This window comes from Streptomyces sp. VRA16 Mangrove soil, from assembly GCF_017377775.1.
Classification (GTDB): Bacteria; Actinomycetota; Actinomycetes; order Streptomycetales; family Streptomycetaceae; genus Streptomyces.
In genome coordinates this window covers 402,473-415,581 of record NZ_JAFVLN010000008.1, presented here as the reverse complement: position 1 = coordinate 415,581, position 13,109 = coordinate 402,473, and the positions used below count along the sequence as shown (strand labels likewise).

The following is a 13,109-nucleotide window of genomic DNA, read 5'->3' as shown; positions in this document are numbered from 1 at the left end:
TCGAACCAACCTATGCCGATCAATTCGAGCCCCTGATGCGGCAGATGCGGTCTTGACCGGGAGGGGTGGATGAGGACGACCATGGAACGCATGGCTGACTCCAGGACCGCAACCGGTGACCGCTACATCGAAGTCTCCCTGGCCAAAAGGGGAGTTGCCTGCACGGCGAAACTGCTCGACGACCGCGCGCCGGTGACGTGCGCGGCGGTCTGGGACGCGCTGCCGCTCGTCTCCGACGTCTACCACGCCAAATACGCCCGCAACGAGATCTACGCCCTGTTCCCGGCATTCGCGGAACAGGAGCCACCGCTGGAGAATCCGACGGTGACGCCCATTCCCGGCGACCTCTGCTATTTCTCCTTCAACGGGACACAGCTGGGGACCCAGTCGTACGGCTACGGCTCGGGCGCGGGACTGAGCGCCGGTGCCCCCGTCATCGACCTCGCGCTCTTCTACGAGCGGAACAATCTGCTCATGAACGGCGATGTCGGATGGGTCCCCGGCATCGTCTGGGGCCAGGTGGTCGAGGGCCTGGACGACATGGCGGCCGCCTGCCAGGACCTGTGGCGGAGCGGGGCGGTGGGGGAGACCCTGGGGTTCCGCCGGGCCTAGCCCGCTGCCGTGGGTGCGTCGATTCCGGCCACCCCGGCCTCGTACAGCGCATGCGCCACACGCAGCACCAGCGCATCCTGATGCCGGGCGGCGACGATCTGCAGCCCGACCGGCAACCCGTCCCCGTCCACCCCGACGGGGACGGACGCCGCGGGCTGCTGGGTGAGGTTGAAGGGGTACGTGAACGGGGTCCACCCCGTCCAGCGGCGCAGCCCGGACCCGCGCGGCACCTCCACCCCCGCCTCGAACGCCGTGATGGGCAGCGACGGCGTGACCAGCACGTCGTACGTGGAGTGGAAGTCCCCCATGCGCCGCCCCAGGGCCATCCGGACGTCCACGGCGGCGAGATAGTCGAGCGCGCTCAGCCGCGCCCCCTGCGCGCAGATCTCCCGCAGCCCCGGGTCCAGCAACTCCCGCTGCGCGGGCGGCAGTTGCTGCACCACCCGGGCCGCCCCGCTGAACCACAGGGCGTGGAAAGCCTCGACGGGGTCCGTGCCGGGTCCTACTTGTATGGCGGGGTCGGTCTCCGCCACGTACGCGCCGAGCCCCGCGAGTCGCTCCACGGCCGAGCGCACCGCCGCCGCGACCGCCGGCCGCACCGCGACCTGCCCGCCCAGCGACGGAGAGAAAGCGACGCGCAGGCCCCGCACCCCGCCCTGGATCCCGTCGAGGAAGCTCCCCTTGGGGGGTGCGAGCGCCGACCAGTCGCGCGGGTCGGGGCCGGATATCACGTCCATCAGCAGCGCCGCGTCCGCCGCGGTGCGCGTCATCGGGCCCACGTGCGAGAGCGTGCCGAACGCCGACGCCGGATACAGCGGCACCCGCCCGTACGTCGGCTTCAGCCCGAAGATCCCGCAGAAGGCGGCCGGGATCCGGACCGAGCCGCCGCCGTCCGTGCCCAGCGACAGCGGACCCGCGCCGACCGCGACGGCCGCCGCGCTGCCGCCGCTCGAACCGCCGGAGGTGCGCGCGGGGTCGTACGGATTACGGGTCGTGCCCGACAGCGGCGAGTCGGTGACGCCCTTCCAGCCGAACTCGGGCGTCGTCGTCTTTCCCACGAAGACCGCGCCGTGCTCCCGCAGCCGCGCCACGGACGGCGCGTCCTCGGTCCAACTTCCCTGCGCACGGACGGTCTTGGAGCCCCGCAGGGTCGGCGCCCCGCGCTGCAGCAGGATGTCCTTGACCGTCGCCGGGACCCCGTCGAGCAGGCCCTGCGGCTCACCGCGCCGCCAGCGCCGCGTACTCTCCTCGGCCTGCGCGAGGGCGCCAGGGGCGTCCACGCGCACGAACGCGTTCAGCGCGGGTTCGGTCTCCTCGATCCGGGCGAGCACCGCCCGGGTCGCGTCGACCGGGCTGAACTCGCCCTTGCGGTAGCCGTCGAGAAGGTCCTGTGCGGTCAGTCCGGTGAGCTCGGTCGTCATCCGCCCTCCACGCCAAGAGTTCAGGGATCGCGGTCCCGGGCCCGGGGTCTCAAGAACCCGGGCCCGTGATCAGTTCCCGGGGACATACCCACGTTTCTTGTCGACTACATTCATCAGCGGCCGCCCGTTCTCCCAGTGTCCGTACAACTCCACGAACTGACGGCCCAGTTCGTCGCGCCAGCCCACGGTGTCGCCGCTCATGTGCGGCGAGACGATCAGCCCGGGCGCCGTCCACATCGGGCTGTCCTCGGGCAGCGGCTCGTGCTCGAAGACATCGAGCGCGGCGCCCGCGATCCAGCGCTTCTCCAGCGCGGCCACCAGGTCGTCCTCCACGACCAGCGGTCCCCGCCCCACGTTGATGAACCGCGCCGACGGCTGCATCACGCCGAACCGGCGGGCGTCGAACATGCCCCGGGTCTCCTCGGTCAGCGGCGCCGCGCACACCACCCAGTCGGCGCGGGCCAGCAGCCGGTCCAGATCGGCAGGGCCGTGCACCCCGGCCCGCGCCCGCCGCCCGACCAGCGCCGGGATGACCCCGATCGCCTTCAGCTGCTCGGTGACCGCCTGCCCGATGGGGCCCGTACCGACGACACAGGCGCGCGTCCCGGAGATCCGCTGGGTCTCGCGGTGCCGCCACTGCCGGTTCGCCTGGTGGGCGAGCGTGCTGGGCAGATCCTTGCCCATCGCGAGGACGAGCGCGGCCACGTACTCGGCGATCGGCCGGTCGAAGACGCCACGCGCGTTGGTCAACACCGTGTCGGAATCGACGAGTTCGGGGAACATCAGCCGGTCCACGCCCGCGCTCGCCGTGTGCACCCAGCGCGGCCGTGCGCCCCGCCCCGGCCAGGCGTCGCGCACCGCGTCGGAGAAGAAGTCCCAGACCAACAGCACGTCCGCGTACGGGAGTTGATTACGCAGGCCGGCGGCGTCCGCGGCGTGCAGGACACGGGCGCGCCCGGTGAGGGAGCCGAGCCGGGGCGGCGGTGCGGGCGGCGCGGCGTCCAGGACCAGCACGGTCGGACGGCGGGCATCGGCGTCGGCGCCGGACACGGCAGGGAAATCGTTACGCAACGAAACTCCGCTTTCCTGGAGGAGAGGCCGGGATGATCGAGAACCTTCTGACATGCGCGGATTGACCACGCTGGCACCTGAACCTACCTTCGTCAACAGGGGTACTGACAGAGCCGCTTGCTCTGCTGATCCCTCCCTCTCCGCTGTCCCGACGACCCGGCGCTCTGCCGGCTCAAGCACCGCATCGGCATCATCATTCAGCTGAACCTGGGGCATGCTCTATGGACGTCTCTTTCCTGGGGGGACCGCAGCCGCAGCGCGGCGTCGGCGTCGTCGCACCCTTCGACTTCGCCCTCGACCGTGAGCTGTGGCGCTGGGTGCCCGACGACATCTCCCTGCATCTCACCCGTACCCCGTTCGTGCCGGTCGAGGTCAGCCTCGATCTGGCCCGGCTCGTCAGCGAGCACGAGACGCTCGACGAGGCGGTACGGGCGCTCGGCGCGGCCGAGCCCCAAGTCATCGCGTACGCCTGCACATCGGGCAGCTTCGTCGGCGGCATCGCCGGTGAACGCGCCATGTGCGAGGCGATGCGGCGGGCGGGCGAGCTGCCGTCCGTGACCACGTCGGGGGCGCTGCTCGAAGCCCTCACCGACCTCGGCGCGCGCCGTATCGCGCTCGTCACCCCGTACACCCGCTCCGTCACCGAGTCCCTGGAGGAGTACCTCGCGGAGGCCGGGATCGCCGTGACGGGCCGTGCGTACCTCGGCCTGACCCGGCACATCTGGAAGGTCCCCTACCGGGACGTGGCCGACATGGCGCGGGCGGCGGTCGGCGACGCCGCCGACGCGCTCTTCATCAGCTGCACGAACCTGCCCACGTACGACGTCATCCCGCAGCTGGAGGCCGAGCTGCACATGCCCGTGATCTCAGCCAATCAGGTCACGATGTGGGCAGCCCTGGCCCGGCTGGGTACGCGAGCGGTGGGCCCCTACCAGGCGCTGCTCGACCCGGCGGCGCGACGGCAGTGGCCCGTACCGGAAACCGGACTGCAGGGTCCCCCGGAGCTCCCCGAGCTTCCCGAGGGCCAGGAAGGGTGGGCATAGAGCATGACAGCGCTCGGATTTCTCTACCCAGGACACTCCGCCGAGGACGACTACCCGCGCATCGAGATGCTGATCGACAGCGACGTACGGCTCGCCGTCGTGCACACCGACATCGGTGAGGACGCCCACCGCGTCGACGCGCTGCTGAAGATGGGCGCCCCCGAACGCCTGGCGGCCGGGGTGGAGGAGCTGCGCCTGTCCGGCGCCGAGGCGGTGGTCTGGGCGTGCACGTCCGGCAGCTTCGTCTTCGGCTGGGACGGCGCCCACGACCAGGTCCGCGGTCTCGCGCAGGCCGCGGGGCTCCCGGCGTCCAGCACCTCGTTCGCCTTCGCGCACGCGCTCGGCGAGATCGGGGTGCGGCGGGTCGCGGTGGCGGCGACCTACCCGTCGGACGTCGCCGACCACTTCGCCGTGTTCCTGAAGGCGGCCGGCGCCGAGGTGCTCTCGGTGCGCGGCAGCGGGATCATCACCGCGGCCGAGGTCGGCACGTGGGCCTGGGACGAGGTGCTGGCCATGGCCCGGGCGGGCGACCACCCGGACGCGGAGGCGCTCCTCCTCCCGGACACGGCCCTGCACACCGCGGCGTACGTCTCCGATCTGGAGCGGGAACTGGGCAAGCCGGTCCTCACCGCGAACCAGGTCACCGTGTGGGAGGCCCTGCGGCTTGCGGGCCGCCGGGTCCACGCCCCCGCTCTCGGCGCCCTGTTCACGAAGGAGCCGGTGATCCAGGCGTAGTCCCGCGCCTGCCACGCGTGGGGTCCGCGGGTCCGGCGGGGCTTCTCGCGCAGGTCCTCCCGCGCCCTTGAGGGCTGCGGTTGCGTCTGCCGCGTGTGGGGTCCGCGGGTCCGGTGGGGCTTCTCGCGCAGGTCCTCCCGCGCCCTTGAGGGCTGCGGTTGCGTCTGCCGCGTGTGGGGTCCGTGGGTCCGGTGGGGCTTCTGGCGCAGGTTCCCGCGCTCCTGAGGGCTGCGGTTGCGCCGCACGCCTTCATCGAGGGAGGCGGCGCACGAAGTGCGCGTCTCCAGGGGCGCGGGGAACTGCGCGACCAGCCCCATCGGACCCGCGGCCGAACTCGGGAATAAACCGGAGTGCCCCTCCGTTAAGCCGGGGTCAAGCCCAGACCAGACGCAAAGCCCCGCAGGAGGACCCCGTGCCGGCCACCCAAGACGAGATCCGCGGCGCAGCCCACGGCACCGCCCCGACCCCCCTCTCCGTCCTGGACCTGGTCACCGTAGGGGCGGGCCGCACCGCCAGCCAGGCCCTCGCCACCAGCGTCGACATCGCCCGCCTCGCGGAGAACCGCGGCTTCCACCGCTACTGGGTCGCCGAGCACCACTCGATGCCCGGCGTGGCCTCGTCCAGCCCGGCCGTGATCCTGTCCCACCTGGCCGCCCACACGGACCGCATCCGCCTGGGCTCCGGCGGCGTCATGCTGCCCAACCACGCCCCGCTGGTCATCGCGGAGCAGTTCGGCACCCTGGAAGCCCTCGCCCCGCACCGCGTCGACCTCGGCCTCGGCCGCGCCCCCGGCACCGACGGCGCCACCGCCGCCGCCCTGCGCCGCACCGACCGGCTGAACGAGGGCGCGGACGACTTCCCGCAGCAGCTCGCCGAGCTGATCCGCTTCCTCGACGACGACTTCCCCGACGGCCACCCGTACGCGCGGATCCACGCCGTCCCGGGCCCGGTCCAGTCCGTGGCCTCGGGGGCTCCCGGCGCCGTCCAGGACCCGCACCGCCCGCAGATCTGGCTGCTCGGCTCCTCCGGCTTCAGCGCCCGCCTGGCCGGCTCCCTCGGCCTGCCGTTCGCGTTCGCCCACCACTTCTCGGCGCAGAACACGATCCCGGCCCTCGACCTGTACCGCGAGTCGTTCCGCCCCTCCGAGGTCCTTTCCGCCCCCTACGCCCTGATCGGCGTCTCCGCGCTCGCCACCGACGACGACGGCACCGAGGCCCGCCGCCAGGTGATGGCCGCGGCCCTCAACATGGTCCGCCTGCGCACGGGCCGCCCCGGCCTGGTCCCGACCCCGGAGGAGGCCGAGGCGTACCCCTTCAACGAGATGGAGCGGGACTTCATCAACTCCTGGAACGCCAACGTCATCCACGGCACCGCCGACGAGGTCCGCTCCGGCCTCGACGATCTCCAGAAGCGCACCGGCGCCGACGAGCTGATGCTCACGGCCAACGCCCACAGCGGCGAGATCCGGCTGCGCAGCTACGAACTCATCGCGGACGCCTACGGGTTGCCGAAGGCCTGACGTACGGACCCGAAGGCGCCGCCCCTCCTCGCCGAGGGGCGGCGCCTTCGCCCACGTCGGCCGGTGCGCGGGGTGAGTCCGAGTCAGGTCGCGGTGGCGTCCGCGAAGGTGCCTCAAGTGCCCACGGCCGTAACGGACTTCGCGGCGGTGTGCAGGGAGGTCGCGGACGCCCCGTGGGCGCGCCGGACGGCGCGCTGCGCGTTCAGGCGCCCGCGGCGGCCAGCAGCCGGGAGATCCGTTCCGGTGTCACGGGCCGTGAGTACAGCCACCCCTGCCCGGTGTCGCAGCCGATCCGCCGCAGCCGGTCCGCCTGTTCCGCCGTCTCCACGCACTCCGCGGTCACCGTCAGGCCGAGCCGGTGCGCCAGGTGCACCAGCGCCTCCACGATCACCGCGTCGGCCGGGTCGGTGGGCGCCGCCCCGTCCTCGTACTGGAAGCCGCGGACGAACGATCCGTCCAGCTTCAGGACGGAGACCGGGAGCCGGCTCAGATAGGCCAGGTTCGAGTACCCGGTCCCGAAGTCGTCGATGGCGATGTGCACGCCCATGTCGCTCAGCGCCTGCAGCGCCTGCAGCGGGCGGCCCGCCGAACCCATGACGGCCGACTCGGTCAGCTCCAACTGGAGCAGCTCGGGGGCGAGTTGGGTCTCGTGCAGGATCTGTGCGACATCCGCGACCAGGTCCGAGTCCCACACCTGCCGCACGGCCACGTTCACGCTCACGAACAGCGGCGGCTCCTGCGGGTGCTCCAGCTGCCAGCGCCGCGCCTGCGTGCACGCCGTGCGCAGCACCCAGCGGCCCAACTGCACGATGGAGCCGTCCTCTTCGGCGAGTCCGATGAACCGATTCGGCGTCAGCAGGCCGAACTGCGGATGCCGCCAGCGCACCAGCGCCTCGACGCCCTGCGGCCTGCCGTCCTCAAGGCGGACGAGCGGCTGGTACTCCAGGACGAACTCCTCCCGCTCGACGGCCGGACGCAGGCCCGAGGCGAGCGCCTGCCGGGTCATCCGGTGGGCGTTGCGCTCCGGGTCGAAGAGGGTCCAGCGGGCCTTGCCGTCGGCCTTCGCCCAGTACAGCGTGGTGTCGGCGGCCTGCATCAGACCGGTGGTCGTCGTCCCGGCGGCATGGCGTTCGACGACCCCGATCGACGCGGAGACGGAGAGCCGCTGCCCGGACAGGTCGAACGGTTCCTGCAGCGCCTTGAGCACCGACTCCGCCAGATCCGCCAGCTGCTCGGTACCGGTCGACTCCTCCACGAGCAGGGCGAACTCGTCACCGCCGAGCCGGGCCACCAGGGGCTCGCCGCTGGTGTGCCGGGCGCGCTCCGCACAGTGCGTGAGCCGCTGCGCCACGGCCGCGAGCAGCCGGTCGCCGACGTGGTGGCCGAGGGTGTCGTTGACCGCCTTGAACCCGTCGAGGTCGAGATAGCACAGGCCCACCCGGCCGGTCCCGCCCGCGCCGTCGTACGCGCCCGCCTCCAGCGCCGCGGCGAGCCGCTCGAAGAACAGGGCGCGATTGGGCAGCCTCGTCACCGGGTCGTGCATCTGGAGATGGCGCAGCCGGGCCTGGAGCTCCCGGTGCGCGCTGATGTCGCTGAGCGAGACGAGCACCAGACCGCCGTCGTCATCGGCGCCGGAGTCCGGCACCGGGGAGACGGTGACCCGCACCCACACCGAGTGACCCACGGGGTGCTTGAGGCGGCGGGTGCGCGTGAGGCGGGCCTGCCGCCCGCGCAGCACCTCGCGGTACGTCTCCCGGGTGCGCGGGTCGCAGGAGAGGTCCAGCACTTCGGCGGCGGCCCGCCCCACGAGCGGGCGACCGCCCTCGCCTGCGCCTTCACTTTCGCCTTCGCCGCACAGCAGGGAGTGCGCCGCGGTGTTGGCGCCGACGATCGTTCCGGTGCCGTCGACCACCGCCATGGCGAGGGGAGAGGCGAGGAACGCGGCACCGTAGGCGGCTTCCGGCCGCCGTGCCCGCTGCGGCGAACGACCACTCTCCGTGAAGGAGTCGGGGCGCCGGCCGGGCGGGGAAGCCCCCGTCGCCGTCGTGGGCCCTTCGGGCTGTGCGCTCACCGCTCGCTCCCGTGGTGCGAAAAAGAAGGCGTCTGGTTGCGTGATCTGGTGCGGCCGGGTCCGGCAGGGAAAGTGTGCCGAATCATAGAGGCAGGTCGGACGGGGTATCCAGCCTGCGGCGTACGGCGGTCCGGTCGCGGGCCGGACGGTTTCCCTCCGGCAGATCGTTTCTGCTCGGCCTCGGCAAGGCTTCTTCCGGACGACGACCGAACCTCGATCATCCGTGACGTTCTGTGACCGGCCGGGAGGCCGGGCCTCACTCATCCGGGCCAGATAAACAGGGCGAAGTGTGATGAACGCCCACACTCTGGGTGGGGTGTCCCGCATTCCCCGTTCGGAGGTCGACTTGCCGCGTCCGCAGCCACCCGGGGGAGTGGACAAGCGCCGCCTTCGCGCCACCGCCGCCGCGCTGACCGCTCTCACCGCCCTGGCCGCCACAGGTCTGGTGGCGGGGCCCGCCGCGGCGTCCGCCCCGTACGCGGGCCCGTGCGCCCTGGAGCGCACCGCCGCCCACCACTCGGAGGGCCTGGACTCCTGGCACTCGGCCTACCCGCGCCCCACCAAGCCCCTCAACGCGGTGATGGTCTTCCTCTCCTTTCCCGACTGGGACCCGGTGAACAGCCCCGCGGAACTGGTCCGCGACTACTTCCCGGCCACCAGCGACTTCTTCGCGCGCGCCTCGTACGGCCGGTTCCGGCTCGTGCCGCACCCGCAGCGGCGGTGGATCGAGATGCCGCACGCCTCGACCTCGTACGCCATAAAGCGTGACTGGAACGCGGAGCACCGCAGCGCGTATCTGCGCGACGCCCTGAAGGTGGCGGACCCGCACACGGACTTCAGCAAGTACGACATCGTCTACTTCGTCGCGGACCCGGACGCGCCGGGTGTCGACTCGGACGCGACGAAGGTGGTGAACTTCGACCGGCCCATGCGGGCGGACGGTACGGACATCCGCCGCATCGTCACGGTCTTCGAGCAGCATCCGCCGGACCGGAACGTGCTCGCCCACGAGACGGGCCATGTCTTCGACCTGCCCGACCTCTACCACCGGCCCACCGACGGGGAGGGCGACTGGGACACGTACGTGGGCGACTGGGACGTCATGGGCAGCCAGTTCGGGCTCGCCCCCGACTTCTTCGGCTGGCACAAGTGGAAGCTGGGCTGGCTCCAGTCGCACCAGGTGACGTGTGTGACCCGCACCGGGGACACCCGGCTGACCCTGGAGCCGCTCAGTACGGCGCCGCGGGTGCCGGGCGCCCCGTTCGGCGCCGGTGACGGCACCAAGCTCGCCGTGGTGCGCACCGGGCCGTCCAGCGCCATCGCCCTGGAGGCCCGCGGTGGTGGCGGCAACGACGGGGCGACCTGCACGCAGGGCGTCCTCGTCTACCGGATCCGCAGCGACTCCTCGTCCGGCGCCGGCCCGATCCAGGTCCTCGACTCCCACCCCTTCACGGAGTCCTGCTACGGCGAATCGGTCTACCCCGCGCTCGCGGACGCCCCGGTCCAGGTCGGCGAATCCTTCACGGTCCCCGGCGAAAAGCTCCGAGTGGAGGTGGAGGACCGCACGGCTTCCGGAGCGTGGACAGTCAAGGTGACGACGAGCTGAACGCCCCGGTCCCCCGGTGCCCCGGCGCGGGGTGAGCGCTCCCGTCCGGCGTCCGGCTCGGCGCGGACCCGCCATCGCCGCGTGCGGCTCCGGTGGGGCTGGTCGCGCTCGCGCGGCGGAGCCGCACATCGACACAGTCCGCGCCCCTTACGGGGCTCCAGTCCCCAACGACGAAGGCCCCCCGCTATGAACGGGAGGCCTTCGTTTCAGGTGCGCCATCAGGGACTCGAACCCCGGACACGCGGATTAAGAGTCCGCTGCTCTAACCAACTGAGCTAATGGCGCCGGCTGACGTCGTAGACATTAGCACCCTGATCGGTGGCAGGAAAAATCGATACCTGCAGGTTCGAGCGCGCCGCGGCCCGCACCGCCCTCACGCAGGCCCACAGAACCACTTCGGCCCCCGGCAGCCAGGGGTGGCGCGTGTCCGGAGCCACCACCCAGCGCGACGGATGGTGCGGCCCGGCAGGAGTGGTCGGCGCCGGGACGGTGACGGCGTCACCGCTGCCGTGACACAGCAGCGGCGGCACCGCGGGCCCCCACTCCTCCCAGCGCAGCAGCGACGGCAGCCGCTGGGCCGTACCCGGCGCCGTGAACAGCAGCATCCGGCCACGGTGCGCGGCGACAGGACCCGATCCGGGCCCCTCGTCCCAGAGCCGGTCTAACATCCGCCGCCCGAAGATCGCGGGCACATTGACCACGTCGAAGACGGAACCGCACGGCAGTACCACGGGCGCGGTCGGCCGGGACTCCCAGTGGGCGAGCGTGGAGCGCGGATACGTTCCTGCGGAGGCGAGCCAGGAGGCGCCCTCGGGGGTGACGCCCGCGACGTCGAACCGGTCGTGGGGTGCGGCCTGGGTGCCGGCGGCTGCGGCGGCTGCGGCGGCTGAGGCGGGGGAGGTGGGGGAGGCGGGAAAGGCTGCGATGTGAGGGTGCGTGGTGCTCATGATCCCTACATCTACAGGGCGTGAGGGTGCAGCTCCAAAGGGTTGCCGGAAATCGGGACAGGAGGGTGCGGGGTGGAGTATCTTGCCCCTCTGGCATATGCCAAACGATCTTGACCGGGGTGGGAGGGAGCCTCAGTCGGTCGGTTCGACGGCGCCGCGCAGCAGGTCACGGCCGAACTCGACCATCTTCTTGGCGTAGTCCTCGGTCCAGTCGGCGCGCTCCGCGATGTCCGCCGTCGTGAGCCGGTCGAAGCGGCGCGGATCGGCGAGCTGGGCCGCCGCGACGGCCTGGAACTCGACGGAACGGTCGGCCGCCGCGCGGAACGCGTGCGTCAGCTCCGTGGCGCGGGTCAGCAGCTCGCGCGGGTCCTCGATGCGCTCCAGGTCGAAGAAGTGCTCCGGGTCGGCGGCGGCCTCCGCGGGCTCGAAGATCAGCGGCACGGGCCGCAGACGCGGTTGCGGGGTACGGGGCCGGTCGGGCTCCGCCATGAGGTTCCTCCTGTGTGCCGAATGCGGCCCGTGGTCTCACCCGGGCCACCTTCCATTGTCCGCGGGCCCGCAAGTGGGCCTTCGACCGGTGGGCCGGCGGTCAGCGGGCGCCAGGTCACCCGGTGTTTCCGCCGGCCGGCTCGGGGCCGGGTGACGCGCCTCCCGGTCGTCCGGGCTGTGTTCCTCGGCCGCCTGTGGCGGCGTGCCGGACTCGGTCCGGCGGATGGGGCTGCTGGTCGGTCGGCGGTCAGGGGCGCCAGGTCACCCGGTGTTCCGCCAGCCGGCTCAGGACCGAGTGATTCGCCTCCCAGCCGTCCGGGAACTTCACCGTCACCCCCAACTGCACCGGCTCCGCCGACGGGTGCTCGTCGAGGAGGTCCGCGACGCCCGCCCGGCACACCACGATGCACGCGTGCCGGTGCCGGGACGCCAGCACGCACAGTCGGCCCGTCTCCAGGTGGAACGCCGTCGCGTCGGGGCGCCCCGACAGCGGATGCAGGACGACGGTGACGTCGTACTCCCGGCCCTGCAGCCGGTTCGCCGTGTCGACGGTGACGCCCTGTACCCCGAGCCCGGCCAGCGCGGAGCGCACCGCCGCCGCCTGGTCGCGGTGGGCCGTGCCGACGCAGATCCGGTCCGCGGTCAGCGGCGACTCCTCCGGGCCGCGCTCGGACGTCGTGACGCCCTCCCGGTCGAGGAGCCGGCGCACCACCAGCGCGACCGCCCGCACCGCCTCGGGGTCCGTGCGTGGCGTGTGCGCGGCGGGCAGCTCCAGCAGGCCCCAGCCCGAGCGCGCCGCCTCGTCGATGACCCGGTCGGGGCCCGAACCGTCCGACGCCGCACGGAAGTCGAGCGTGCGGTCGCCCTCGCGCGTGCCGCTGCGGAACGGTGTGTACGGGTAGAACGCATCCGAGACCAGCGGCGCCGCCGATGCCGGGAGCCGCCAGGAGACCGGGAGTTCGTGCTGCGGCAGATCGGGATTGTGGGCCAGCAGCGTCGACACCGCCGACGCCGACGGGTCGTAGGACAGGCCCGCCCACTGCTCCGAACCGACCGTCGAGAACGGGTCCAACTGCCCCGGGTCGCCCACGAAGAGCGCCCGCTCGAAGAGTCCGGCCACGGCGAGCAGCGCGTCACTGCGCATCTGGTACGCCTCGTCGACGATCGCGTGCCGCCACGGCTCGACCCCCTGCACGTGCGCCCACTTCGCCGCCGTCGAGATGACGACCGGGAGCGGGGCGAGGTCGGCGGCCTTGGTCGACAGGCGGACGTTCGGCAGGTCGTCGAGCGTCTTGTCGTACGCGTCCGGGTCGCTGCTGTGCAGGCGGCCCACGGGCAGCTCGGCGTTCTTCTCCTGGAGGCGCAGGACGAGGTCGTCCACCTGCGCGTTCGTCTGCGCGACGATCATCAACGGGCGTCCCGCGTCGGCCAGTTCGAGCGCCGTGCGCACGACGAGCGTCGACTTGCCCGCGCCCGGCGGGGAGTCCACGACGACGCCGCGGGCCTCGTGGTGCAGCGTGTCGTGCAGGATCTCGGCGGTGGCGCGAGCCGCCTCCGCGCCCGGGTCGAAGGCCGGGCCCGCCGGGGTCGTCACC

The 13,109-nt window shown here is 72.5% G+C and carries 11 protein-coding genes and 1 tRNA gene; 5 read left to right on the top strand and 7 right to left on the bottom strand.

What is annotated here, in order from left to right; all coding sequences use genetic code 11:
- Window positions 1-90 precede the first annotated feature (90 nt).
- Complete coding sequence (locus J3486_RS23735; RefSeq protein WP_207823465.1) at window positions 91-612, top strand: DUF3830 family protein; 522 nt, start codon at window positions 91-93, stop codon at window positions 610-612.
- Here the strand turns inward: J3486_RS23735 and J3486_RS23730 are convergent.
- Both J3486_RS23730 and J3486_RS23725 read right to left on the bottom strand, forming a co-directional pair.
- Window positions 609-2,033 (bottom strand): amidase, encoded by a 1,425-nt coding sequence (locus tag J3486_RS23730; protein WP_207823463.1) that lies wholly within the window; start codon window positions 2,031-2,033, stop codon window positions 609-611. The genes J3486_RS23735 and J3486_RS23730 overlap by 4 nt on opposite strands.
- 69 nt (window positions 2,034-2,102) lie before the next feature.
- Window positions 2,103-3,083, bottom strand: a complete 981-nt coding sequence (locus tag J3486_RS23725) for a D-2-hydroxyacid dehydrogenase (RefSeq protein ID WP_207823461.1) — start codon at window positions 3,081-3,083, stop codon at window positions 2,103-2,105.
- Window positions 3,084-3,325: 242 nt separating this feature from the next.
- Here J3486_RS23725 and J3486_RS23720 point away from each other — a divergent pair, with 242 nt between their 5' ends.
- From J3486_RS23720 to J3486_RS23710, 3 genes are all read left to right on the top strand, one after another.
- Window positions 3,326-4,147: an aspartate/glutamate racemase family protein gene (locus tag J3486_RS23720; protein WP_207823459.1), complete on the top strand. Its 822-nt coding sequence runs from the start codon at window positions 3,326-3,328 to the stop codon at window positions 4,145-4,147.
- Between the two features lie 3 nt (window positions 4,148-4,150).
- The gene (locus tag J3486_RS23715; RefSeq protein WP_207823457.1) at window positions 4,151-4,882 is read left to right on the top strand and encodes a decarboxylase; all 732 of its coding nucleotides are present in this window, start codon (window positions 4,151-4,153) and stop codon (window positions 4,880-4,882) included.
- A 412-nt stretch (window positions 4,883-5,294) separates the two neighbouring features.
- Entirely contained in the window at window positions 5,295-6,401 is a 1,107-nt protein-coding gene (locus tag J3486_RS23710; RefSeq protein WP_207823455.1) for an LLM class flavin-dependent oxidoreductase, read from the top strand.
- Between the two features lie 202 nt (window positions 6,402-6,603).
- Here the strand turns inward: J3486_RS23710 and J3486_RS23705 are convergent, their stop codons facing one another.
- The gene (locus J3486_RS23705) at window positions 6,604-8,472 is read right to left on the bottom strand and encodes a bifunctional diguanylate cyclase/phosphodiesterase (protein WP_207823454.1); all 1,869 of its coding nucleotides are present in this window, start codon (window positions 8,470-8,472) and stop codon (window positions 6,604-6,606) included.
- Window positions 8,473-8,818: 346 nt separating this feature from the next.
- Here J3486_RS23705 and J3486_RS23700 point away from each other — a divergent pair, with 346 nt between their 5' ends.
- Window positions 8,819-10,078 carry a M6 family metalloprotease domain-containing protein gene (locus J3486_RS23700; protein ID WP_374194762.1) on the top strand — a complete coding sequence of 420 codons (1,260 nt, stop codon included), beginning with the start codon at window positions 8,819-8,821 and terminating at the stop codon, window positions 10,076-10,078.
- A gap of 211 nt (window positions 10,079-10,289) precedes the next feature.
- Here J3486_RS23700 and J3486_RS23695 read toward each other — a convergent pair.
- From J3486_RS23695 to J3486_RS23680, 4 genes are all read right to left on the bottom strand, one after another.
- A tRNA-Lys gene (locus tag J3486_RS23695) sits at window positions 10,290-10,363 on the bottom strand.
- Window positions 10,354-11,025: a bifunctional DNA primase/polymerase gene (locus J3486_RS23690; RefSeq protein WP_207823450.1), complete on the bottom strand. Its 672-nt coding sequence runs from the start codon at window positions 11,023-11,025 to the stop codon at window positions 10,354-10,356. Before J3486_RS23690 ends, J3486_RS23695 begins: the two co-directional genes overlap by 10 nt.
- 132 nt (window positions 11,026-11,157) lie before the next feature.
- On the bottom strand, window positions 11,158-11,514 hold the full coding sequence (locus J3486_RS23685; RefSeq protein ID WP_207823448.1) for a hypothetical protein: 357 nt from the start codon (window positions 11,512-11,514) through the stop codon (window positions 11,158-11,160).
- A 247-nt stretch (window positions 11,515-11,761) separates the two neighbouring features.
- Window positions 11,762-13,108, bottom strand: coding sequence for an AAA domain-containing protein (locus tag J3486_RS23680; protein ID WP_207823588.1), 1,347 nt, complete (start codon window positions 13,106-13,108; stop codon window positions 11,762-11,764).
- Between the last annotated feature and the right edge of the window lies 1 nt (window position 13,109).